Below are 24,480 nucleotides of genomic sequence, written 5' to 3'. Positions count from 1 at the left end.
TCAATTCCATTTATCATATTACTCCATCCATGCCGGAGCATTTTTTTATAGGCAGGCGCAGAGCGTTTCAGATTCTCATTCACGCTTCCAGATTTCCTGCCCGCCCAACACAACCCGGTCAATTCCCTTTAAATCAACCGATGTCTCATAACTCCCATCCCGGAACAGAGGCGACACCAGCACCTTCCGTGCGCTGATAGACATCGTCCCATCCCGTTCCTTAAAACGCCATCCCCTGAGCGCCACAGCCGATTCCAGGGCGTCCACCCTTAATTCCAAAGTTTCACCATTCACAGAAGCAACACAGCTCATTTGGATATTGTCAATGGGTTCGCCAATTATAAAAAGATCACATAAAACGAATAAAATGATCCCCGCCAATATTACCATTACTGTAAACAGTTTGGTTTTCCACCCCTTATTCTTCACGTTCCTTTCCCTCCTGCCAGTAAATTTATCATCCGTTTTTTTAATTCTAATCTCTGCACCGTCTAATGTCAAACCCTCGATCCAATTACTGCCTTCTATACATTTTTATGTTACAAAACGACTGTACAAGATCTCAGAACACGGCAAGGGGATTAGGAATCAAGTCATGAAGGATATCTGGATCCGCATGCCCCTGATAAAGAATATCAATGATACCGAAGCACAGATGAGATCGGTCATCGAAATGGTATCTGACATAAAAACTCAGATCAAAAAGGTATGCCTTCTTCCATACCATACATTAGGCCTGTCAAAATTACAGGCGATCGGAGCTGATGACAAAGAAGCCAAATGTTTTGAAGCTCCGGATCAAGTCAGGCTGGAGCGGCTGAAAGAAATGTGGGCAGAAAACGGCTATTATGTTGTAATTGACTGATTAACGGTCCGAAAAATGTTGAAATGTTAAATCTAAAAAAAATATAAAATATTTCTGTATTTTTACGAAAGTCTATGATATAATGACACATGAAAAAATACATTAGGAGGAAATATTATGGAAGGCGATTACAACAACGTACAGCAGCCGGGATACCAGGCACCACCAGCTTATACGGATCCTAATAAGGAAGTTATGACTATGGGACAGTGGCTTATCACAACCCTGATCATGGCGATTCCATGCGTAGGCTTCATTATGACACTTGTATGGGCATTTGGCAACGGCAATGAAAACCGTAAGAATTTCTGTCGTGCATCTTTAATCTGGATGGTTATAGGTATTGTCCTGTTAGTTATATTTTATGGTTCAATCTTCGCTATGATAGCGGCGTCAGGATATTAATAAGTACATAGAAAAGGCGGTATAGGCGGGTGTGGAAACATCCGGCCCATACCGCTTTTTTAATTCCGCTGTCCATCCGCATTTACATCCATCCGCCGTCCAGCCCGATTACCTGCCCGGTCAGATAAGAATCTTTGTAGCCCAGATGGTAAACCAGGTCAGCCACCTCTTCGGCCCGCCCAAGTCTTCCCGAAGGGATTTCCTCTATGAGCGATATCAGTTCATCTTCCTCTAAAAACTGATTCATCTCTGTATCAATGGCTCCGCAGGCGACTGCATTCACCTGTATGTTGCTGGGCGCCAGTTCTTTAGCCAATGCCTTGGTAAATGCGTTGATCCCGCCTTTTGTGGCAGAATACGCCACTTCGCAGGAAGCCCCCACATTGCCCCAGACAGAGGAAATGTTGATGATCTTACCGCGTTTCTGCGCGATCATTCCAGGAATAGCCAGTTTGCTGCAGTTGAAAACAGAGGTCAGGTTGGTGTGGACCACCCGGTCCCAGTCAGCGGATGTCATGTCCTGTAGAAGCCCGATATAAGAGATTCCCGCATTGTTAACCAGAACGTCGATGGTGCCGAACTGCTTCTTCGCTTTGGAAAACAGAAGCTCACACTGGGCCATATCGCCCATATCTCCGAGAAATGCCAGACAGGATGCCTGATAAGATTCAACTTCCTTTTTTGTCTGAAGCAGACGTTCTTCACTGCGCACACAGTTGATTACGAGATCATACCCCTTTTTCGCGAATTTCACAGCGATAGCTTTGCCGATGCCCCTGGATGCGCCGGTCACTAAAACTGTTTTTCTAGCCATATAATCACCCCTTTGCCAATAGGCATTTTTTGAAAAACATACTTCAATATAATGATATCAAAGTTTCAGAAAGGTGTAAATAATAATAAAGCGGCAGTTCAGACGGCTTATCTTCTTGACCGAAAAAGCCGGTCAAGAAGCAACGGATGTCCAGCCGATGTGAAAATGATAAAGAAAGCTGCTCACAAGCAAGTTTGACGCCGTTTTCTTTATCAATTTTCCCTCCGTCTGAACTGTTACAATAAAATATTACAAAGAGGTTACCTTTATGTTGAATATTTATGTCAAGCTGTGTTATACTGTATAAGTAAAAGTGGCGGCATAACTCTTGAGGAGATGTTTAAGAATGGACAAAATTTTTGATTTGATTATTATTGGTTCCGGCCCTGCCGGTTTAGCTGCGGCGGTATATGCGCAGAGAGCAAAATTAGATACCATTACGATAGAGAAAAGCATGGTGAGCGGAGGACAGGTTCTCACCACGTATGAAGTTGATAATTACCCGGGATATCCTGGAATTTCAGGCTATGACCTGGGAACGAAATTCCGTGAACATGCGGACAAGCTGGGCGCGGTTTTCACAGAAGATGAAGTGGAGCGGATTGACCTGGAAGACGGTATTAAAGCCGTAGTCTGCGCCGGAGATACTTACCGGGCGAAGGCTGTTATCATCGCTACTGGCGCCAACCACAGAAAGCTTGGAGTTCCGGGAGAAGAGGAATTGGCCGGTATGGGCGTTTCCTACTGCGCAACCTGTGACGGCGCATTTTTTAGAAAAAAAGTTACCGCTGTAGTGGGCGGAGGGGATGTGGCTCTGGAGGATGCCATTTTCCTGGCCAGATTGTGTGAAAAAGTTTATCTGATTCATAGAAGAGACGAATTCAGAGGGGCTAAAAGCCTTCAGGAGAAGGTGGAATCACTTCCCAATATTGAAGTGATCTGGGATACTGTTGTGGAAAAGATCAATGGCGCTGATAAAGTGGAATCCATATCGCTGCTCAATAAGAAAACCAATGAACAGTCTGAACTGGAGGTTCAGGGTGTATTTATTGCTGTGGGCATCACACCGGTGACTGACGTATTCAGCGGGCTGGTTGAGATGGACCATGGATATATTAAGGCGTCTGAAGACGGGCGTACATCTGTAGACGGCATTTTCGCTGCGGGAGATGTGAGGACGAAACCACTGAGACAGATCGTAACAGCCGTATCGGATGGTGCCAATGCCATTACGAGCGTGGAGCGATACCTGACAGAAGCATAAGGGAGGCAGTGTTCAGATGAAGAAGATGATGAAGGTACTGATAGCCGGCTGCTTCTGCACCACGTTTTTAGGCAGCATGACTGCATTTGGAGCCATGAACTTAGAGACGGAGTCCCCGGTTGCAGGAGGAGCGGTAGCATTAAACAATTACTTTGCCGGCAGCAGGAACCCGGAAGAGGATTTGGTTAAGACGGTTACAGCTACGACCAGGCAGATGGCTTCTGCCGGTGCCACGGCCGGCTCCCAAAAGGCCGCTCAGAGGGATGTCCCTCAGGTTACGGCGGCCCGTTCAGAATACGAGAATGTAGCCATTTCCCAGGTCAGCGAATATGTAAATGTAAGAAGCCAGCCTAATACTACCAGTGACGTGGTGGGCAAGATTTATAATAACTGTGCGGCCACCATACAGTCATCCGTTAACGGCGAAGGCGGCGAATGGTATCAGATCCAGTCGGGCAGCGTGAACGGCTATATAAAAGCCCAGTATTTTATAACCGGTTCCCAGGCGGAAGCGAAGGCAAAGAGCATAGGAAGAGAATATGCGACCGTAGTCGGAACACCCACCCTGAGACTGAGGGAAAGTCCTGACTTAAACAGCAAGACCCTGACCCTTCTGGCGGAAGGCGCCAATTACGTGGTGGTGGAAGAAACCGGCGATTTTATAAAACTGGCAGTGGATTCCGATCTGGAAGGTTATGTGTTTAAAGATTACATAAAGACCAATGTAGAATTTGATAAAGCGGTATCTCTGGCGGAAGAAGAAGCGAAAGCTGCGGAAGAAGCAAAGCGCAAAAAAGAAGCTGATGACGCCATAAGACAACTGGAAGAGGCAAAGAAGCAGGAAAGCAAAAAACAGTCGGAAGCAGCGAAAGAAACCACGGCGGCACCTAAGACAACCGTGGCAGAGACTGAGAAACCTAAGGAGACGACCACTGCTTCATCCACCATTCCAGCCAATCCGGCGGGAGACGGCGATTCGCCTACGGCCAACGCGCCTGCGACAGAAGCGGTGAAAACGACTGTGGCAGCTCCTGAAACCACAACCGCTGCGCCCAAGGAAACCACCCAGTCCAAAGGCCCGTCTGGTCCTGGAAGTGATCCCTCCGGTTCATCTTCAGAAGTGACCACGGCAACCCGTAATGCGATTGTGGCCTATGCAAAGCAGTTTTTGGGTAATCCTTATGTTTACGGAGGAACCAGTTTAACAAACGGTGCGGACTGTTCTGGCTTTACGATGCAGGTTTATGCTCATTTCGGCATTTCAACAGGCAGGAGTTCCCGCGACCAGGCGGCAAAGGGAAGAGAGATTTCCGTATCCGCCGTACAGCCGGGAGATCTGCTGTTTTATGCCAGCGGCAATTATATCAACCATGTAGCTATGTATATAGGAGGAGGCCAGGTAATCCATGCCAGCACTCCTACAACAGGTATTACGTTAGCTCCATCAAATTATAGGACACCGTGTAAGGCTGTTACGTTTTTGGATTAATAAGATAGTTTTGAGAAGTTTATAAAGGAATTTGCTATATGGACGCCGTGAATCCCCGGAATGGGGATGCGGCGTCCGTATTGCGTTAATGGGGCGGTCCAGAATTAAAGTAAAGCGTGAAGGCATTTTCGGAAATGGCTTGAGGGTTTAAAGTAAAGCGTGAAGGCATTTTCGAAAATGGCTTGAGGGTTTAAAGTAAAGTGTGAAGGCATTTTTGAAAATGGCTTCACGCTTTATTTTATTTAACAGCCCCTTTACTTAAAAAAATGAGCGCCAGTCATCCGGCGCCCATTTACTGTCATATTATTAAAATTCAGGTTCAATCAACCCATAAGTGTTACCTTTTCTCTTATAAACCACGTTAACTTCATCCGTATCCGCATTTAAAAATACATAGAAGTTATGTCCAAGCAGTTCCATCTGAATACAAGCTTCTTCCGCATCCATAGGTTTAATGCCGAAGCGTTTTGTTTTAACGATCTGGATCTCTTCCTCGTTTTCGCTTTCTTCATCGATGAAAGCCTGGGAGAATGAGAGGGCAGCCTGTTTTTTGTCGATCAGTTTCTTCTTATATTTTACGATCTGGCGTTCAATGATTTCTTCTACCAGATCGATTGATACGTACATATCAGTGCTGGTTTCCTCGGCACGGATAATGTTGCCTTTCATAGGAATCGTTACTTCAATCGTCTGCTTTCCTTTCTGTACACTGAGTGTAACAATTACTTCCGTATCAGGAGTAAAGTAGCGTTCAAGCTTGCCAATCTTGTCCTGAACTGCATCTCGTAAACCCGGGGTCACCTCTATATTTCTTCCTGTAATGATAAAACGCATATGTCATCAGCTCCTTCTTCTTGAGATGTATTTAGTATACCATATGAAGTACAAAAACTCAATCAAAACTAATTAATTGTTAAGACAATTAATCTTAAAAAAAACTAAATTTAATCTACTTTTCTTAATGCTAGTTTGAAACAAAAGTCAAGGAAAAATACTGTATTTTTTGTCGAACATTGTAAATTCATGACAAATACACAAAATTTCCTTTTTTTTATTTTTGTTGTCGATGGAAGTTATATTTTGCAGTAAAATTGTGGATAATGTGGATAAGTTGGTGTATAAGTAGTTTTTTCCATAAAATTGGCGTTTGTGGGTGGGGATAAAAATGGGGGAATTGTGCACAGGAGATTGTGGATAGTGTGGATAAGTAAAAAATCGAACATAGATTTTGTGCAATTTGCTAGGTTAACCATAATAGATGAAAAAGGAAGGGGGATTATGACGGAGAAAGTGAATTTTTTGTTAATTAAAAGAGAAAACGTTGAATAAAACAAAGGTTGGTGATACAATATATAAGATTGTACCATTATAGCGTTAGTTAGGAGAATAGAGAAAATGAATCTCATTGAGAAAGTATTTGGCACTCATAGTGAAAGAGAATTAAAGCTGATTAATCCTATTATAGATAAGATTGAAGCATATCGGCCTGAGATGGTTGAACTTTCAGATGAAGAGTTAAAAGATAAAACAAGAATATTCAAAGAGCGCCTGGCGGCGGGAGAAACGCTTGATGATATTTTACCAGAGGCATTTGCGGTGGTTCGGGAAGCTGCAAGAAGAACTCTGAATATGGAACATTACCGGGTACAGCTGATCGGCGGTGTGGTTCTTCATCAGGGGCGTATTGCTGAGATGAGAACCGGTGAAGGTAAGACGCTTGTTTCCACTGCGCCTGCTTATTTAAATGCGTTAAACGGCAAAGGCGTCCACATTGTTACGGTCAACGACTATCTGGCAAAACGAGACGCTGAGTGGATGGGACGTGTTCATGAATTTTTAGGGCTGACTGTAGGTGTGGTACTTAACTCCATGTCTAATGATGAGAGAAGGGCGGCTTATGCCTGTGATATCACCTATGTTACCAATAATGAATTGGGATTTGACTATCTGAGAGATAACATGGCGATTTATAAGGAACAGATGGTTCTTCGTGAACTGGATTATGCCATCATCGATGAGGTCGACTCCGTTTTGATCGATGAAGCCAGGACTCCCCTTATTATTTCAGGACAGAGCGGCAAGTCTACAAAACTCTATGAGGTCTGTGATATTCTTGCCCGTCAGTTGGAAAAAGGAGAAGCTTCCGGTGAATTTACCAAGATGAACGCCATCATGGGTGAAGACATAGAAGAGACCGGGGACTTTATTGTCAATGAAAAGGACAAGGTTGTAAACCTGACCGAAGAAGGCGTTAAAAAAGTTGAGAACTTCTTCCATATCGAAAATCTGGCTGATCCGGAGAATCTGGAGATCCAGCACAACGTTATCCTGGCTCTCCGCGCCAACAACCTGATGTTCCGCGATAAGGACTATGTGGTAAAAGACGATGAAGTTCTGATCGTCGATGAGTTTACAGGACGTATCATGCCGGGGCGCCGTTATTCCGACGGTCTCCATCAGGCCATTGAAGCAAAAGAACATGTGAATGTGCGCCGTGAAAGCAAGACCCTGGCCACCATCACATTCCAGAACTTCTTTAATAAATTCCGCAAAAAAGCAGGTATGACAGGTACTGCTTTGACAGAGGAAAAGGAATTCCGTAACACTTACGGCATGGATGCGATTTCCATTCCGACCAATAAACCGATTGCACGTATCGACCATGAAGATGCTGTTTATAAGACCAAGAAAGAGAAGTTTAAAGCAGTAGTGGACGAAGTGGAAGCTTCTTATGAGAAGGGACAGCCGGTACTGGTTGGTACGATCACCATTGAGACCTCCGAGATGCTCAGCGGCATGCTGAAAAAACGGGGAATTCCTCATAAGGTGCTGAATGCCAAATTCCACGAACTGGAGGCTGAGATCGTAGCCGATGCCGGTGTTCATAAAGCGGTTACAATTGCCACCAATATGGCCGGACGTGGTACGGATATTAAGCTGGATGAAGACGCAAGAGCGATCGGAGGATTGAAGATCATCGGTACGGAACGTCATGAATCCAGACGTATCGATAACCAGCTCCGCGGACGTTCCGGACGTCAGGGAGATCCTGGTGAATCCAGATTCTATATCTCGTTGGAAGACGATTTGATGCGCTTATTCGGCTCCGAGCGTCTGATGAGCATGTTCAGCGCATTGGGTGTTCCAGAAGGCGAGCAGATCGAGCACAAGATGCTTTCCAATGCCATTGAAAAAGCTCAGATGAAGATCGAGAGCAATAACTATGGTATTCGTGAGAACCTTTTGAAATATGATGAGGTCATGAACGAGCAGCGTGAGATCATCTATGCTGAGAGACGGAAAGTCTTAGACGGTGAGAACATGAGAGATCTGATTCTCAAGATGGTTACGGATATTGTCGAGAATTCTGTGGATCTGTCCATTTCTGATGAACAGACGCCGGATGCCTGGGATCTGGCTGAACTGAATACACTGCTTCTTCCTGTAATTCCGCTAAAACCGGTTGCTCTGGATGACGAACAGAAAAAGCATATGAAGAAAGATGAACTGAAACATATGCTGAAAGAAGAAGCGATTAAGCTGTATGAAGTCAAAGAAGCGGAGTTCCCGGAAGCGGAACAGATCCGTGAAATTGAGCGTGTTATTCTGTTAAAAGTAATTGATAACAAGTGGATGTCCCATATCGATGATATGGAGCAGCTGAGACAGGGAATCGGCCTTCAGGCATATGGACAGAGAGATCCGCTTGTAGAATACAAGATGAGCGGTTATGAGATGTTTGACGCCATGACTGCGGCTATCTGCGAAGATACGGTCAGAATCCTGTTCCATATCCGCGTAGAGCAGAAGGTGGAAAGAGAACCGGCTGCTAAGGTGACAGGCACGAATAAGGACAACAGCGTTGCCAATGCGCCTAAGAAGCGGGATGAGCAGAAGGTATATCCTAATGATCCGTGTCCCTGCGGCAGCGGTAAGAAGTATAAACAGTGCTGTGGACGTAAGCCATTAAAATAATGATAAAAAAGAATCAGGCTTTGGCCTGGTTCTTTTTTAGTATGAGGCCAGTGCGCAGTACCTGTGCAAGATCTATCTGAACTGTTACGATAAAAACCCAAAATATACAGTAACCTCAAAGTCTTGGGGTTGACAATCTTTATAGGAATTGTGTATGATTAGACGTACTATAATAATGCCGAAACAATGAGTTTGGCAGTGAAAGAAGGTGACACAGTGGTAGAATTAGATCAGTTTAAGTACACATTATCAACATTTGAGAAACCATTAGTGGAAGTGAGGGATTCACTTTGACTTAGATGCTAAGTTAAAGAGGATTGACGAGCTGGATAAATCAATGGAAGAACCGGGATTCTGGGATGACGCGGACAAGTCCACAAAGCTGGTGCGGGAAGCTAAAAACCTGAAGGATACGGTAAACACTTATAACGGCCTGGAACGCCAGTTTGAGGATATCCAGGTGATGATTGAGATGGGCTATGAAGAGAATGACCCGTCCCTGATTCCTGAAATTCAGGAGATGCTGGATGAATTTACGAAGACCCTGGATGAGATCAGAATCCAGACCCTTTTGTCTGGTGAATATGACAACTGCAGCGCCATTGTCCGCTTAAATGCGGGAGCCGGCGGCACAGAATCCTGCGACTGGTGCAGCATGCTGTACCGGATGTATTGCAGATGGGCCGATTCCAAGGGCTATACCACGGAAGTGCTGGATTACCTGGATGGAGACGAGGCAGGAATCAAGTCTGTCACCGTACAGATCAATGGGGAAAATGCTTTCGGCTATCTGAAATCAGAGCGGGGCGTTCATCGTTTAGTCCGCATTTCACCGTTTAACGCGGCAGGCAAACGTCAGACTTCTTTCGTATCCTGCGATGTTATGCCCGATATCGAAGAGGATCTGGATGTGGAGATCAATCAGGATGATCTGCGGATCGATACCTACCGTTCCAGCGGCGCAGGCGGACAGCATATCAATAAAACTTCGTCTGCCATCAGGATCACCCATATTCCCACCGGAGTTGTGGTCCAGTGCCAGAACGAGCGGTCCCAGTTCCAGAACAAGGATAAGGCTATGCAGATGCTGAAAGCCAAGCTGTTTTTGTTGAAACAGCAGGAAAATGTGGAAAAATTGTCGGATATCCGCGGAGATGTGAAAGAGATCGGCTGGGGAAACCAGATCAGATCCTATGTACTTCAGCCATATACCATGGTGAAAGACCACAGAACCGGGGAAGAAAGCGGGAATGTAGGCAGCGTTTTGGATGGCAATATTGACCAGTTTATCAGCGCATATTTGAAATGGCTCAGTTTAGGATGCCCGGACCGGAAAGTTTCTGAATAATTCCGGTTTATAGTTTTTCATAATTGAAACCGGCAGGAACAGCCACTGGGCTGTCCTGCCGGTTTCAGGCCTTGGGAACTGTGTAGGGCCGCTGTAAACGATCCATCAGAATAAGTTTTGTCGAAAAAAAGGTTGCATCTCCTTGGAAAATATGTTACTATCTTCCTCGTGAGCACAAATGTATTTCAAGCGCGCACAGACATTGCAGAGCAAGGTTTGTGCGCTTTGTGTACATAGAGGTACAGAGGGAGCAATTATATGGAAGATAAGAGCAAGTATTTTGTGGTGAAACAAAAAGCAGTGCCGGACGTATTGCTGAAGGTTGTGGAAGCGAAGAAGCTGCTGGAATCGGAGCGGGCGATTACGGTGCAGGAAGCCACCGATAAAGTGGGAATCAGCAGAAGTTCTTTTTATAAGTACAAGGATGATATTTTCCCATTTTATGACAACACCAAAGGAAAGACGGTAACCTTTGTTTTACAGATGGATGACGAGCAGGGCCTGCTGTCGGATCTTCTTCATATTGTTGCCCTGTACAAGGCGAATATCCTTACGATCCATCAGAGTATTCCTGTGAACGGAGTGGCGACTCTTACCCTGAGCGTGGAGGTATTATCCAATACGGGGAACGTCTCCAAAATGGTTGAGGAGATTGAGGAGCAAAAAGGAATTCATTATGTAAAGATATTAGCAAGAGAATGAAAGGATGGTGTGTAAATAATCCTGATGGCTTATTTTTCACACCCAAATTTGTGACGGAGCCACAAATTTGAATTGAGCTGAGAATCTGATATTCTCAGCGCGGTATCTGCATAGCGCGGTATCTGCATAGCGCGGTATCTGCATAGCACAGTATGTGCGTATCGCATTATCTGCGCGCCGCAAAATTTGCGTGCCGCAAAATTTGCACAAAAAAACGCTCCGGCATGGAGGAATAGTATGATGAATGTTGCGATAATGGGTTATGGAACAATTGGTTCAGGTGTGGCTGAGATTCTGGATAAAAACCAGGATGTGATTGCGAAGAGCGCAGGCCAGGAAGTAGTGTTAAAATATGTGCTGGATTTAAGGGATTTTCCCGATTCACCGGTGGCGGATAAGATTGTCCACGATTTTTCAGTAATCGAACAGGATAAAGAGGTTCAGATTGTGGTTGAAACCATGGGCGGGTTAAATCCTGCTTATCCCTTTGTAAAAGCCTGTCTTCAGGCGGGAAAACACGTCGCGACCTCCAATAAAGCGCTGGTTGCGGCACATGGAACAGAACTGCTTAAAATTGCAAAAGAACATGATGTCAACTTTTTCTTTGAAGCCAGTGTGGGCGGCGGCATTCCGATTATCCGTCCCCTTTACCGCTGTCTCATGGGTGAAAAGATCGAAGAGATCACCGGCATTTTAAATGGGACCACCAATTATATATTGACGAAAATGGATAAAGAAGGAGCTTCTTTTGAAAGCGCGCTGAAGGAAGCCCAGGATTTGGGATACGCTGAGAGGAACCCGGAAGCGGATGTGGAAGGACATGACACATGCAGAAAAATTGCGATTCTGACCGCTATGGCTACGGGGAAAGAAGTTAATTTCGAAGATATTTATACGGAAGGCATTACAAAGATCACGGATGTGGACTTTAAATATGCGGATAAGATGGGGACTTCCGTAAAATTATTCGGTTCCAGCCGCATGGGAGAAGAAAAGATCCATGCCTGGGTAGCTCCTGTGATGATCGGCAAGGATCATCCGCTGTACTCCGTTACAGATGTATTTAACGGAATCCTGGTGAAGGGCAATATGCTTGGAACCACCATGTACTACGGAAGCGGGGCAGGGAAACTTCCAACCGCCAGCGCAGTGGTGGCCGATATCATAGAAGCCGCCCAGAATGCCGGCAGGAATGTGGAAATAGGCTGGAACGATGAGAGGCTAGAGATTGCGGATATGAAAACTTCCGCCCACCGTTATTTTGTGAGAATAGAAGGAAAAGCGGCGGATAAAGCGGATGAAATAAAAGCGTTATTCGGTGAAGCGAAGCTGGTGGAACTGGATGATATGGATGAATTTGCAGTCCTTACACCGGTTCTTACGGAATCAGAGCTTCAGGAAAAGACGGCCGGCTTGTCCGGAATCAGACAGCTTATCCGCGCAGAACTTGCTTAGGAAAGAACAGGAAGGACAACAGAGCAGATGTTAGTTGTTAAAAAGTTCGGAGGAAGCTCCGTAGCTGATAAAGATAGAATTTTCAATGTGGCCAGACGCTGTGTGGAGGACTACAACAAGGGAAATGATGTGGTAGTCGTGCTCTCAGCCATGGGGAAAACCACAGACCGGCTGATTCAGGAGGCCCATGAGATCAATCCTCATCCCCCGAAAAGGGAACTGGATATGCTTTTGGTCACAGGAGAACAGATCTCGGTGGCAATGATGTCAATGGCCATGCATTCCCTGGGAATACCGGCGGTTTCCCTCAACGCGGCCCAGATACAGATGAAGACCACCTCCTCCTACGGGATGGCGAAGCTCAAGAGGATTGACACAGAGAGGATCCGCCACGAACTGGAAGCCCGCAAGATCGTAATCATCACCGGATTCCAGGGGGTGAATAAATTTGACGATATGACCACCTTGGGACGGGGCGGATCGGATACCACGGCTGTGGCCCTGGCCGCTGTCCTTCACGCGGACGCCTGTGAAATTTACACGGATGTGGACGGCGTTTACACCGCTGATCCCCGTATTGTGCCAAATGCAAGAAAACTGACGGAAGTATCCTATGATGAGATGCTGGAATTCGCCTCCCTGGGCGCCAAAGTCCTTCATAACCGTTCGGTTGAGATGGCAAAAAAATATGGAGTTCAGCTTGTGGTTCTGTCAAGCCTTACCAGGGCGGAAGGAACGGTTGTGAAGGAGGGGACAAAGATGGAAAGAATGTTAGTGAGCGGCGTGGCCGCCGATAAAAATACGGCGCGGATTTCTGTGCTTGGGGTGAAGAATGAGCCGGGAACGGCATTTAAGCTCTTCAATCTTCTTGCGAAAAACGGCATTAATGTGGATATTATCATCCAGTCCATCGGACGCGGTTCCAGCAAGGATATTTCCTTCACCGTGGCCCGGACGGATCTGGAAGACGCGGTTAACCTGTTAAATGCCAATAAAGAACTGATCACAGCCCAGGATATCCAGAGTGAAGAGACGGTTTCCAAGATATCCATTATCGGAGCTGGGATGACCAGCAACCCGGGAGTGGCGGCCAAGATGTTTGAAGCCCTTTATGGCGCCAACGTGAATATTAAGATGATCGCCACTTCCGAGATACGCATCACGGTTCTGATTGACGAAGTGGACACCAACAGGGCCATGAGAGTGGTTCATGATGCATTTGACCTGGCGGACTGATTATGACAGAGAATATTTTTTATGTGTTGGAAAAAATAATAAGGCAGGGGATTCCCTGCCTGTTTCATCTTATTACCGGACTGTACTGTCCAGGATGCGGGGGAACCAGGGCGGCTTTGTACCTGTTTCAGGGTAAAGTCCTGAAAAGTGCCTGGTATCACCCGCTGGTGGTTTACATGGCTGTGATCGGAAGCCTGGAATTCATCACATTTGTGATCTCCAAGGTACGAAAAAAGCCCCAGCTTTACCTGGGGCATCTGGTTACGTTCACAAACATCGGCGTTGTGATTGTAATCCTGAATATGATCGTTAAAAATTATATGCTGCTGTTTATGGGGATCGATCCCCTGCCGTAAAACTATTGAACCGGAGCAGACTGGAAGAAATTCTGGTACTGCTCCATCATTATGTTATACATTTCATTATACATCTCTGCAAATGCAGGGTCGGTTCTGACTAAAACACCAACGATATAAATATAAGCTACAACAAAGATGCTGAATAAAATGGCGCATATGGATAAAACAAGGCCGGCAACGGCAACTCCCTCAAACGGTTTTCCTTTTTTGGAGAAAATGGCTAGCAAAAGCCCGACGACGCCGAGAAAAAACTGGAATGGGGGAATGCAGCAGCTTATAATTGCAAAAATTCCGACGATCAGAGAAGCGGCTGCCATGGAATTTTTCTCTTTTTGGGGTGGGTGACTGGGTGACTGATTTATATTGCTATCTAACATCTGGTTTTCCTCCGGTATAATCTATCATTTATGTCCTCTGCTGATTGTAGCATGAAATGATGCGGCTGTCCATAGACGGTTGCATATCAGCCGAGGATGAATTATAATAGTTCAGACAGGTCTGCGCATTTACTGCGCGGACCGTACGAAAACATAGTGGCTGCAGGCATCCAGCCCCTCGCCGCAGGCGACTTTAATGGGCTGGATGCGTAACAGTTCAGACCTGTCTGAACTGTTACTTATAATAAGCTAATCGAGACGGAAGATGGAGTTGAAACTATGGACATTATTAAGACATTACATGAAGAATTGAATATCAGCCGGGCTCAGGCAGAGGCGGCGGTGAAATTAATTGATGAAGGAAATACCATTCCTTTTATTGCCAGATACCGGAAAGAGGCCACCGGTTCCCTGAACGATGAAGTGCTGAGAAACCTGGATGAACGTTTGAGATATTTGAGAAATCTGGAAGAGAAGAAGGAACAGGTCATTTCATCGATCCGCGACCAGGAAAAGCTGACGCCGGAATTGGAAAAACAGATACGGGAAGCCGCCACCTTGGTTGCGGTGGAAGATTTATACCGTCCATACCGCCCGAAACGAAGAACCAGGGCGATGATCGCCAAGGAAAAGGGACTGGAGCCTTTGGCGGATCTCATTTCCCTGCAGATGGTGAAAGAACCGCTTGAAATTGCGGCGGCCCAATATGTGTCGGAAGAAAAGGGCGTAGCCAGCGTGGAAGAAGCCCTTGCGGGGGCCAGGGATATCCTTGCAGAGCGGATATCAGACCAGGCGGAATACCGTACATTTATCAGAAATATGACCATCAACAATGGAAGCATCCAGTCCTGCGCCAAAAACGAGGGAACGGAATCCGTTTACGAGATGTATTATGCATACGAAGAGCCCATCCGGAAGGTGGCAGGACACCGGGTATTGGCGCTGAACCGGGGGGAGAATGAAAAGATTCTCACTGTGAAAGTATTAGCGCCGGAAGACAGGATTTTGGGATATTTGGAAAAAAAGGTGATTGTCAATGATAATCCGCATACAACACCGCTGCTGAAAGAAGTGGCGGAGGACAGCTACAAGCGTCTGATCGGCCCGGCCATTGAAAGGGAAATCAGGAATGACCTGACGGAAAAAGCGGAGGACGGAGCCATCAAAATTTTCGGAAAGAATCTGGAACAGCTTTTAATGCAGCCTCCAATTGTGAACCGGGTGGTTCTGGGCTGGGATCCGGCTTTCCGTACCGGATGTAAACTGGCTGTGGTGGACGGCACCGGAAAGGTTCTGGATACGGTGGTGATCTATCCCACCGCGCCGCAGAACAAGGTGGAGGAATCCAAGGCGATTCTCAAAAAGATGATTAAAAAGTATAACATTTCCCTGATTTCCGTAGGCAACGGCACTGCGTCCAGGGAGTCGGAGATGATAATCGTGGATCTGTTAAAAGAGATCCCGGAACATGTCCAGTATGTGATCGTCAATGAAGCGGGAGCTTCCGTATATTCCGCCAGCAAGCTGGCCACGGAAGAATTTCCCAACTTCGATGTGGGGCAGAGGAGCGCGGTTTCCATCGCCCGCCGCCTTCAGGATCCGCTTTCTGAGCTGGTTAAAATCGATCCCAAATCCATTGGGGTGGGGCAGTACCAGCATGATATGAACCAGAAACATTTGAGTGAAACCCTTCAGGGCGTTGTGGAAGACTGCGTGAACAAAGTGGGCGTGGATTTGAATACGGCTTCCGCGTCTTTACTGGAATACATTTCCGGTATCACCAAGGCGATTGCCAAGAACATTGTGGCTTACCGGGAGGAAAATGGAGTATTCACCAACCGGAAGCAGTTGTTAAAGGTGGCAAAACTGGGGCCCAAGGCTTACGAACAGTGCGCCGGCTTTATGAGAATCCAGGGCGGGGACAACCCTTTAGACGGCACGTCTGTCCATCCTGAGAGTTATGAAGCCGCAAAAACGCTTCTGGAGCGTTTGGGATACCGTCCGGAAGAGATCGCTGCCGGAGGTTTAAAGGGGATCGGCAAAAAGATATTGGATTATAAAAAGATGGCGGCCGAACTGGGCGTCGGTGTGATCACACTGGAAGATATCGCGAAGGAATTGGAAAAACCGGCCCGGGATCCCCGTGACGAGATGCCGAAACCGATTCTCAGAACCGATGTATTGGAGATGAAGGATTTGACCCCAGGAATGATCTTAAAGGGAACCGTGCGCAATGTAATTGATTTCGGCGCATTTGTGGATATCGGAGTCCATCAGGACGGTTTGGTCCATATATCCCAGATGACGGAAAAATATATTAAACACCCCATGGAAGTGGTCAGCGTAGGCGATATTGTGGAAGTTAAGGTGATCAGCGTTGATCTGGCTAAGAAGCGGATCGGGCTTTCCATGAAACTGTAAACAGATGATTGATGAGGGGAAAAGGAGAGGAATATGGATCAGAAAAAATACAATTTTGATGAAGTGATTGACAGGGTGGGAACCCACTGCCTGAAATTTGACCGCCTTCCGGAAGGGGCCCCGGCGGATGCCCTTCCGTTATGGGTTGCGGATATGGATTTTCCATGTGCGGATCCGATTCTGGATGCGCTTCATGCCAGGATCGACCGGAAGATCTTCGGCTATACCACATACGACAACACAGAAGGGAAAGCGGCGGTATGCGGCTGGTTTAAAAGGCGTTTCGACTGGGATGTGGACGCGGAGGACATTTTTTTCAGCCCCGGCGTGGTTCCGGCAATCGCCTATCTGATCAACGCCCTGACGGAAGAAGGGGACGGTGTGGTGATCCAGAGGCCGGTTTATTATCCTTTCACCATAAAGATAGAAGCCAATGGACGCAGAATGGTCAATAACTCCCTGATCTACGAGGACGGGGCTTACCGGATGGATTATGAGGATTTGGAGAAGAAAATGGCCGATCCTTTCAACAAGGGCATGATCCTGTGCAGCCCTCACAACCCGGCGGGACGTGTATGGAAAGAGGAAGAGCTGAAAAAACTGGTGGAAATCTGTCAAAAATATGATAAATGGATTATTTCCGATGAGATCCATTTTGACCTGACAAGAATCGGGGTGGTTCATCATCCGCTGTTGAAGATCGCTCCGGAATACAAAGACCGGATTATCGTGTGCACCGCGCCCAGCAAAACCTTCAACCTGGCGGGAATGCACACCTCCAATCTTGTGATATCCAACCCGGAATATAAAAAACTTTGGATGCAGGTGGCCAATGAGCGCTTTTCCGCATCCGACTGCAACCCCTTTGGCCTGACGGCGGAGATCGCCGCTTACAATGACGGCGAAAACTGGCTGGAACAGGTGAGGGAATATCTGGACCGGAATATCGATTATGTGAGGGAATTTGTAAAAGAGAAACTTCCCAAGGCGAAGATGGTGGAAGCGGAAGGAACCTATCTTGTCTGGATTGATTTTAACGGATATGAAAAGGATCCAAAGAAACTGGAGGAACTGATGCAGAAGAAGGCAAAAGTGGCTCTTGACGAGGGGTATATCTTCGGGGAAGAGGGCGCCGGTTTCGAACGGATCAATGTGGCATGTGCCAGAAGCGTCCTTGCTGACTGTATGGAACGCATTAAGGCAGCGCTTGATAACTAGAAAGGTGATTATAACAGATGGCAGATCAAAAGACATTTTCATTTAACGTACAACTGACGGCTAAAGAATTATGGCTGTTTTCCCTGTATCATTCCTATAAGGGGCTGATGGGCATCTTTAACGTGTTGTTCACCCTGGCCGCCCTGTATGTTCTGATTATGAACTGGCCCACCATGCTGGTGAGCCAGAAGGTGCTGATGATTCTCTGTGTGCTGATGTTTACGGTGATACAGCCTTCCATGCTTTATCTGAAGGCGAAGCGCCAGTCCAAGGTTCCTATGGTGAAAGAACCCATGCAGCTTGTTTTTACCAGGGAATCCATATCTATTGCCCAGGCCGGTCAGGAAGCTGTGTTTGCCTGGGACCAGATCGGACGGGTGGAGGGAACCCCTTTCATGCTGATCTTTTACATGGACCGGGTTCATGCCTATCTGATCCCCAAAGCCCTTATGGGAGCAGAAGAAGGGGAATTCAGAGCATTCATACGGGAATGTCTGCCCAAAATCAGATATAAAAGAGTGTAGCGGAGGTAGGGATCATGATCCTGGAAACATATAAGCCGGAGGAGACATTTGAACTGGGGATGAAGCTGGGGACTGAGGCAGAGGCTGGTGAGGTTTACTGCCTGAACGGCGATCTGGGGGTGGGGAAAACCGTGTTTACCCAGGGATTTGCCAAAGGGCTTAATATTTTAGAACCGGTTAACAGCCCTACTTTTACCATTGTGCAGCAGTATGAGGAAGGACGCCTGCCCCTGTATCATTTCGATGTCTACCGGATCGGAGATGTATCGGAGATGGATGAGATCGGATATGAAGACTGTTTCTACGGGGAGGGGGTCTGCCTGATCGAGTGGTCGGACCTGATTGAAGAGATACTTCCGGACCATGTGATAAAGGTTAAGATCGAAAAGGATTTGGAAAAGGGATTTGATTACCGCAGAATTACGGTAACAGGAAAGGCATGAGAGTTCGATGAGAATATTAGGAATAGAGAGTTCATCTTTGGTTGCGTCGGTGGCAGTGGTTACGGATGATATTTTGACTGCGGAATATACCGTGAATTTTAAGAAGACCCATTCACAGACCCTGCTTCCCATGATCGATGAGATGATGAAGCTTTTGGAGATTGAGCCTGAGACGGTGGATGGGATTGCGGTGTCCGGCGGACCGGGATCATTTACCGGGCTGCGGATCGGATCAGCCACTGCCAAGGGGCTGGGGCTGGCCCTTGGGAAACCGTTAATCCATGTGCCCACTGTGGACGCCATGGCTTATAATCTGTACGGTTCGGCGGCGCTGATCTGCCCAATTATGGATGCACGGAGAAACCAGGTGTATACAGGGCTGTACCGTTTTGAGACGCAGTTTGAAATTGTTAAGGAGCAGTGCCCCATGGATATGGGAGCGCTGGCCGAAGAGCTGAACGGCAGGGGTGAAAGGGTCATTTTTCTGGGTGACGGGGTACCCGTATACAGGGAGCAGATTGTGAAGCTTCTTACAGTGCCGTTTGATTTTGCCCCGCCCCATATGAACCGTCAGAGGGCCGGAGCGGTGGCGGCTTTGGGCGCTGTCTATTATCAGGAAGGGAAGACCGAGACTGCGGCGGAACATGGGCCGGATTATCTGAGGAAATCCCAGGCGGAACGGGAACGGCTGGGAGAGAGTTTATGATCCGCAGGATGGAAAAGAGGGACATCGAACAGGTGGAAGAACTGGAAATGGCCTGTTTCTCTGTGCCGTGGTCAAAGGAACTTCTTGTTCAGGGGCTGGACAGCAGGCTGGACCGGTATTTTGTGCTGGAAGAAGACGGGATTTTGGCGGGATACTGTGTGCTCCGGGTGATCGCGGACGAAGGCGAGATCCAGCGGATTGCAGTACATCCCGGGATGCGGCGCCGTGGTCTTGGCAAGAAACTTATGGATGCAATGGTCATGTCTGCCAGGGAAAGCGATGTTTCAGAACTCATCCTGGAAGTCCGCGCAGGCAACCTCGGGGCAGTCAGCCTATATAAATCCTATGGTTTTCAAAAGGAGGGAGAGCGGAAGCATTACTACACCGATCCGATTGAGGATGCATGGCTGATGCGGCTTGGGGAGATTTGAAACAATTACCAGTAAAAACGGGCTGAAGAACAATTATAATGTAGGGGTATCCTGTAGGGTACTCCTTTATTATTTTTTTAAATCTATAGGAAAATGTTTCGCTGGAGTGTGGTCGGAAATTGCTTTTTGTCAGATGTGCATTACAGTTTGTGGAAATGGATTTTCAAACACGCTCTATGGATGTGCCTTGCATCTGTTTGCGTTTCGTACAAAAGGAATACTTCAGGACAGGAGAACAACGGCGCAGGAAAAGAAAGGTGAGGTTAAAATGAGGAAGTACAAAAGTGACGGACAATTGGAAAGTGTAGTATGCAACTGCTGTGCAAAAAGGCTGGTAGTGAAAGGAGGGATTGTCAGAGAGGGCGTGATGTCAATCAACCACGCATGGGATTTCTTCTCGGAAAAAGACGGTGAGATCCATCATTTTGATCTGTGTGAGACATGTTATGACGAACTTATCCAGGGGTTTAGGATTCCGGTGGATGTGGAAGAACAGATTGAAATGTTATAATAACAGTTCAGATAGGTCTGCGCATTTATTGCGCAGACCATACGAAAACATAGGGGCTGCAGGCATCCGGCCTCCCGCCGCAGGTGAATCCAATGGGCTGGATGGGTAACGGTCCGGACGGCTCATCGTCTTGACCGAAAGAGCCGGTCAGGAAGCAGCGGATGTCCATCCGATGTGAAAAATGATACAGAAATCTGCTTACAAGCGGGCATGATGCTGCTTTCTGTATCATTTTCCCGCCGTCTGAACTGTACATGTTATAGGCAGGAAATTCAGCACCTACTTGATTAATTGAAGCGGTTTGTGTTATCATTTCAGGTGAGACTTTAAGAAGATCTGGAAATGAGGATTATTATGTTGGATATATGTTTATTGGGCACCGGCGGTATGATGCCGCTTCCTTACCGCTGGCTGACCTCAATGATGGCGCGCTGTGACGGCAGCAGCCTGTTAATAGATTGTGGCGAAGGAACACAGATTGCGTTGAAGGAAAAAGGCTGGAGCCCCAAACCCATCGATGTGATCTGTTTTACGCATTATCATGCCGATCATATCAGCGGCCTTCCCGGACTGTTGCTCACAATGGGCAATGCGGAAAGGACGGAACCCCTCTTGCTGATCGGCCCCAAGGGCCTGGAACGGGTGGTGACTGCGCTGAGGACAATAGCGCCGGAACTGCCGTTTCAACTGCGTTTTCTGGAATTGAGCGAGCCGAGGGAACGGCTGAATGTGGGGCCCTATATTCTGGATGCCTACAGGGTAAATCATAATGTGGTATGTTACGGTTATTCCATTTCTATCCCGAGAGCGGGAAGATTTGATGTGGATCGGGCAAAATCCCAGGGCGTGCCGATGAAGATCTGGAGCCGCCTTCAGAAGGGGGAATGCGTGGAGATGGACGGAGTGTCCTATACCCCGGATATGGTGCTGGGGCCGGAGCGCCGGGGGCTTAAAGTGACTTACTGCACAGATACCCGGCCGGTTCCCGTCATTGCGGAATACGCGAAGGAGGCGGATTTATTTATCTGCGAAGGAATGTATGGAGAAGACGGGAAGGAAGCGAAGGCCAGGGAGTACAAGCATATGACCATGTATGAGGCAGCGCGTCTGGCCCGGGAAGCCGGGCCCAAGCAGATGTGGCTGACGCATTACAGCCCCTCTCTCACAAGGCCGGAAGAATTCATCGATAAGGTCCGCGACATCTTTCCGGGCAGCAAGGCGGCCAGGGACGGCTGGACACTGGAATTGGAATTTGATGAGGAATAGAGGTGGAAGAGGAGATTATGAAGAAGCATACCACAGACGAAGACGTATTGATATTGGCAATTGAAAGTTCCTGTGACGAGACGGCCGCGTCGGTAGTGAAGAATGGCCGGGAGGTGCTGTCCAATGTGATTTCATCCCAGATCGACCTTCATACTCTGTATGGAGGGGTGGTTCCTGAGATCGCATCCAGAAAGCATATAGAAAAGATTAACCAGGTGATAGAAGAGGCGCTTAAACAGGCAGGGACGTCCCTGGATGATATTACCGCAGTCGGAGTCACCTATGGTCCCGGGCTGGTAGGCGCTTTATTGGTAGGAGTTGCGGAAGCCAAAGCCATCGCCTATGCGGCTAAAAAGCCTTTGGTGGGAGTTCACCACATTGAAGGCCATGTATCGGCTAATTTTATTGAACATCCTGATTTGGAGCCGCCGTTTGTATGCCTGATTGTGTCAGGAGGGCATACTCATTTGGTGATTGTAAAGGATTATGGAGAATTTGAGATTATAGGAAGAACCCGGGATGACGCGGCAGGCGAAGCATTTGACAAAGTAGCCCGCGCCGTAGGATTAGGATATCCGGGCGGACCGAAGGTGGACAAGGCTGCTAAAGGCGGCAACAAACATGCGGTGGAGTTTCCAAGGGCCAAAGTGGAAGGCGCCCCCTATGATTTCAGTTTCAGCGGTTTAAAATCAGCGGTTTTGAATTACATCAACCACGCCCAGATGAAGGGGGAAGAGATCAATGTGGCGGATTTGGCCGCCTCTTTCCAAAATGCGGTAGTGGAGGCGCTGGTGAGCAGGGCCATTGCCGCAGCAAAAGAATTCGGATATGACAAGCTGGCAATTGCCGGCGGTGTAGCATCCAATTCGGCGCTTCGGGAAGCGATGAAAGCAGCCTGTGAAAAGGAGCATTTGAACTTTTATTATCCGTCGCCAATCTTTTGTACGGATAATGCGGCAATGATAGGAGTGGCTGCTTATTATGAATACATTAACGGCACGCGTCATGGCTGGGATCTCAATGCGGTGCCGAATCTGAAGCTGGGAGAGCGGTAGTGTGGAACATGCTTTAGGCAAAAAACGCTCCGGTATGGAGGATTAATTTGATGGAACAGACGAGAAGCGCGGCAATTGTGCTGGCAGCAGGCCAGGGCAGGCGCATGCACAGTGAGGTACAAAAGCAGTACATGTCACTGGGAGGGAAACCACTTCTGTATTATGCGCTGAAAGCATTTGAAGAAAGCAGGATCGATGATGTGGTGGTGGTGGTTGGCGCCGGGGAAATTGAATACTGCAGAGAACATATTATAGAAAAATTCGGTTTTTCGAAAATCCGGGCCGTAGTGGAAGGTGGAAAAGAACGTTATCATTCCGTTTATCAGGGACTTTTGGCCGTTGAAGATTGTGAGTATGTTTTGATCCACGATGGGGCAAGGCCTCTGGTGGATGAGATCATGATATCCCAGACCCTCGATGCTGTCCGTACATATCATGGATGTGTGGTGGGAATGCCGGTAAAAGATACGATAAAAACGGTGGATGAGAATGGGTATTCGGAGACAACTCCGGACCGGTCGAAATTATGGGCAGTTCAGACGCCGCAGGCATTTTCCTTCGGGCTGGTGCGGGGGGCCTATGAAAAACTGTTTGAAAAGGATGAATATCAGGCCGGTGTCACCGATGATGCAATGGTTGTGGAACAGATGACCGGACATAAGGTAAAGTTGATCGAAGGAAGTTATGAAAATATAAAGGTGACCACTCCGGAGGATGTGTTAATAGCGGAGGCTTTTCTACGGAAAAGGGGTATTTGAAGTTTTTTGCATCTATAAGGGTGTGTTTGAAAATTGCTTTCCGTCAGATGGGCGTCATATTTGGCGGGAATGAATTTTCAAACACATCCCAAGACGGCGGGAAAAGTGGTTAAGAAAGCAGGGACAAGTTTGAATGTAAGCTGCTCTTTTAACCGCTTTACAAATTGGATGGACATCCGTTGATTCCCGGCCGTTTTTTCGGTCGGGAAGACGGGATGTCTGGAGTGGGTAACAGTTCAGACAGGTTTGAACTGTTACGCATCCAGCCAATTAAAGTCGCTTGCGGCGAGGAGCTGGATGCCTGCAGCTATTATGTTTTCGTATGGTCTGCGCAGACTTGTCTGAACTGTTACGGGCTGTTGCAATTTTTTTCAAAAAAGTTTAATTTACTTATTGACAGGACGCGATTTAGATGATAGAATATCCAAGTCGCTGCGAAATACGGCGATTTAAAAAGAAAAAAGTACTTGACAAAAAGTCGTTTTTTGTTTAAAATAGAAAAGCACCTTTGGAGAGGTATCGAAGTGGTCATAACGAGGCGGTCTTGAAAACCGTTTGTCCGCAAGGACGCGTGGGTTCGAATCCCACCCTCTCCGTTAGCAGGTTGGACAACCTGTGAACATTGATGAATAGGTCAATGATAATCAGCTGTTAGTACTTTGCAGAAGTACCCAAGTGGCTGAAGGGGCTCCCCTGGAAAGGGAGTAGGCCGTTAGTAGCGGCGCGAGGGTTCAAATCCCTCCTTCTGCGTTGGATTTTCTCCAAACAGTACGATAGCAATGAACCTTGATAATTAAAGATTGAACAGTATGTAAAACCCTGAAAATTCTAAAAAAACAGGCCATATCTGATATGCCT

General features: G+C 47.2%; 24 protein-coding genes and 2 tRNA genes. 22 read left to right on the top strand and 4 right to left on the bottom strand.

The window, feature by feature from the left end:
• Positions 1-75: 75 nt before the first annotated feature.
• Entirely contained in the window at positions 76-429 is a 354-nt protein-coding gene (locus GPL15_RS07190; protein ID WP_215697447.1) for a hypothetical protein, read from the bottom strand.
• Between the two features lie 166 nt (positions 430-595).
• Between GPL15_RS07190 and GPL15_RS07185 the strand changes: the two genes are divergently transcribed.
• Together GPL15_RS07185 and GPL15_RS07180 are read left to right on the top strand one after the other, a co-directional pair.
• The gene (locus GPL15_RS07185) at positions 596-865 is read left to right on the top strand and encodes a hypothetical protein (RefSeq protein ID WP_215697445.1); all 270 of its coding nucleotides are present in this window, start codon (positions 596-598) and stop codon (positions 863-865) included.
• 117 nt (positions 866-982) lie between these two features.
• Positions 983-1,270 carry a hypothetical protein gene (locus GPL15_RS07180; protein WP_215697442.1) on the top strand — a complete coding sequence of 96 codons (288 nt, stop codon included), beginning with the start codon at positions 983-985 and terminating at the stop codon, positions 1,268-1,270.
• Positions 1,271-1,352: 82 nt separating this feature from the next.
• Here GPL15_RS07180 and GPL15_RS07175 read toward each other — a convergent pair whose 3' ends face one another.
• Positions 1,353-2,084: an SDR family oxidoreductase gene (locus GPL15_RS07175; protein ID WP_215697440.1), complete on the bottom strand. Its 732-nt coding sequence runs from the start codon at positions 2,082-2,084 to the stop codon at positions 1,353-1,355.
• Between the two features lie 346 nt (positions 2,085-2,430).
• Here GPL15_RS07175 and trxB point away from each other — a divergent pair, with 346 nt between their 5' ends.
• A complete protein-coding gene (gene trxB / locus GPL15_RS07170) occupies positions 2,431-3,348 on the top strand; it encodes a thioredoxin-disulfide reductase (protein WP_215697438.1) in 918 nt (305 codons plus the stop codon).
• 16 nt (positions 3,349-3,364) lie between these two features.
• Positions 3,365-4,837, top strand: coding sequence for an NlpC/P60 family protein (locus tag GPL15_RS07165; protein WP_215697435.1), 1,473 nt, complete (start codon positions 3,365-3,367; stop codon positions 4,835-4,837).
• 306 nt (positions 4,838-5,143) lie between these two features.
• On the opposite strand, the gene raiA is transcribed toward GPL15_RS07165, so the two are convergent.
• Positions 5,144-5,671, bottom strand: coding sequence for a ribosome-associated translation inhibitor RaiA (gene raiA / locus GPL15_RS07160; protein WP_215697433.1), 528 nt, complete (start codon positions 5,669-5,671; stop codon positions 5,144-5,146).
• 561 nt (positions 5,672-6,232) lie between these two features.
• Between raiA and secA the strand changes: the two genes are divergently transcribed.
• From secA to GPL15_RS07130, 6 genes are all read left to right on the top strand, one after another.
• Positions 6,233-8,812, top strand: coding sequence for a preprotein translocase subunit SecA (secA, locus tag GPL15_RS07155; protein ID WP_215697431.1), 2,580 nt, complete (start codon positions 6,233-6,235; stop codon positions 8,810-8,812).
• 216 nt (positions 8,813-9,028) lie between these two features.
• A protein-coding gene (prfB, locus tag GPL15_RS07150; RefSeq protein WP_346344913.1) for a peptide chain release factor 2 occupies positions 9,029-10,160 on the top strand; the annotation gives its coding sequence in 2 pieces (ribosomal slippage) (positions 9,029-9,100 and positions 9,102-10,160; 1,131 coding nt in all).
• A 258-nt stretch (positions 10,161-10,418) separates the two neighbouring features.
• On the top strand, positions 10,419-10,862 hold the full coding sequence (locus GPL15_RS07145; RefSeq protein WP_103230767.1) for an ACT domain-containing protein: 444 nt from the start codon (positions 10,419-10,421) through the stop codon (positions 10,860-10,862).
• A gap of 237 nt (positions 10,863-11,099) precedes the next feature.
• Entirely contained in the window at positions 11,100-12,317 is a 1,218-nt protein-coding gene (locus GPL15_RS07140; RefSeq protein WP_215697427.1) for a homoserine dehydrogenase, read from the top strand.
• A gap of 27 nt (positions 12,318-12,344) precedes the next feature.
• Entirely contained in the window at positions 12,345-13,553 is a 1,209-nt protein-coding gene (locus tag GPL15_RS07135) for an aspartate kinase (RefSeq protein ID WP_215697425.1), read from the top strand.
• Between the two features lie 2 nt (positions 13,554-13,555).
• A complete protein-coding gene (locus GPL15_RS07130) occupies positions 13,556-13,909 on the top strand; it encodes a DUF2752 domain-containing protein (RefSeq protein WP_215697422.1) in 354 nt (117 codons plus the stop codon).
• Positions 13,910-13,911: 2 nt separating this feature from the next.
• Here GPL15_RS07130 and GPL15_RS07125 read toward each other — a convergent pair whose 3' ends face one another.
• Positions 13,912-14,289, bottom strand: a complete 378-nt coding sequence (locus tag GPL15_RS07125) for a DUF4190 domain-containing protein (protein ID WP_215697420.1) — start codon at positions 14,287-14,289, stop codon at positions 13,912-13,914.
• Between the two features lie 279 nt (positions 14,290-14,568).
• Between GPL15_RS07125 and GPL15_RS07120 the strand changes: the two genes are divergently transcribed.
• The 12 genes from GPL15_RS07120 (at position 14,569) to GPL15_RS07065 (ending at position 24,372) form a co-directional block, all read left to right on the top strand.
• Positions 14,569-16,710 carry a Tex family protein gene (locus GPL15_RS07120; protein ID WP_215697418.1) on the top strand — a complete coding sequence of 714 codons (2,142 nt, stop codon included), beginning with the start codon at positions 14,569-14,571 and terminating at the stop codon, positions 16,708-16,710.
• A 33-nt stretch (positions 16,711-16,743) separates the two neighbouring features.
• Positions 16,744-17,928, top strand: coding sequence for a MalY/PatB family protein (locus GPL15_RS07115; RefSeq protein ID WP_215697416.1), 1,185 nt, complete (start codon positions 16,744-16,746; stop codon positions 17,926-17,928).
• A 17-nt stretch (positions 17,929-17,945) separates the two neighbouring features.
• The gene (locus tag GPL15_RS07110; protein WP_215697414.1) at positions 17,946-18,452 is read left to right on the top strand and encodes a YcxB family protein; all 507 of its coding nucleotides are present in this window, start codon (positions 17,946-17,948) and stop codon (positions 18,450-18,452) included.
• A 14-nt stretch (positions 18,453-18,466) separates the two neighbouring features.
• Positions 18,467-18,895, top strand: coding sequence for a tRNA (adenosine(37)-N6)-threonylcarbamoyltransferase complex ATPase subunit type 1 TsaE (gene tsaE / locus GPL15_RS07105; RefSeq protein ID WP_215697412.1), 429 nt, complete (start codon positions 18,467-18,469; stop codon positions 18,893-18,895).
• 7 nt (positions 18,896-18,902) lie between these two features.
• Positions 18,903-19,601 carry a tRNA (adenosine(37)-N6)-threonylcarbamoyltransferase complex dimerization subunit type 1 TsaB gene (gene tsaB / locus GPL15_RS07100; RefSeq protein WP_215697410.1) on the top strand — a complete coding sequence of 233 codons (699 nt, stop codon included), beginning with the start codon at positions 18,903-18,905 and terminating at the stop codon, positions 19,599-19,601.
• Positions 19,598-20,032 carry a ribosomal protein S18-alanine N-acetyltransferase gene (rimI, locus tag GPL15_RS07095; RefSeq protein WP_252198166.1) on the top strand — a complete coding sequence of 145 codons (435 nt, stop codon included), beginning with the start codon at positions 19,598-19,600 and terminating at the stop codon, positions 20,030-20,032. Before tsaB ends, rimI begins: the two co-directional genes overlap by 4 nt.
• Before the next feature lie 268 nt (positions 20,033-20,300).
• Entirely contained in the window at positions 20,301-20,543 is a 243-nt protein-coding gene (locus tag GPL15_RS07090) for a hypothetical protein (RefSeq protein WP_215697408.1), read from the top strand.
• Between the two features lie 354 nt (positions 20,544-20,897).
• A complete protein-coding gene (locus tag GPL15_RS07085; RefSeq protein ID WP_215697405.1) occupies positions 20,898-21,809 on the top strand; it encodes a ribonuclease Z in 912 nt (303 codons plus the stop codon).
• A gap of 17 nt (positions 21,810-21,826) precedes the next feature.
• A complete protein-coding gene (tsaD, locus tag GPL15_RS07080; RefSeq protein WP_215697459.1) occupies positions 21,827-22,864 on the top strand; it encodes a tRNA (adenosine(37)-N6)-threonylcarbamoyltransferase complex transferase subunit TsaD in 1,038 nt (345 codons plus the stop codon).
• 50 nt (positions 22,865-22,914) lie between these two features.
• Positions 22,915-23,622 (top strand): 2-C-methyl-D-erythritol 4-phosphate cytidylyltransferase, encoded by a 708-nt coding sequence (gene ispD, locus GPL15_RS07075; RefSeq protein ID WP_215697403.1) that lies wholly within the window; start codon positions 22,915-22,917, stop codon positions 23,620-23,622.
• A 510-nt stretch (positions 23,623-24,132) separates the two neighbouring features.
• A tRNA-Ser gene (locus GPL15_RS07070) sits at positions 24,133-24,218 on the top strand.
• Between the two features lie 65 nt (positions 24,219-24,283).
• Positions 24,284-24,372: transfer RNA gene (locus GPL15_RS07065), tRNA-Ser, on the top strand.
• The last annotated feature ends 108 nt before the right edge of the window (positions 24,373-24,480 follow it).

It is taken from the genome of Clostridium sp. MCC353 (assembly GCF_018785315.1).
Classification (GTDB): Bacteria; Bacillota; Clostridia; order Lachnospirales; family Lachnospiraceae; genus CHH4-2.
The sequence above is the reverse complement of the archived record's forward strand: the minus strand, read 5'-3'. Positions and strand labels throughout refer to the sequence as shown.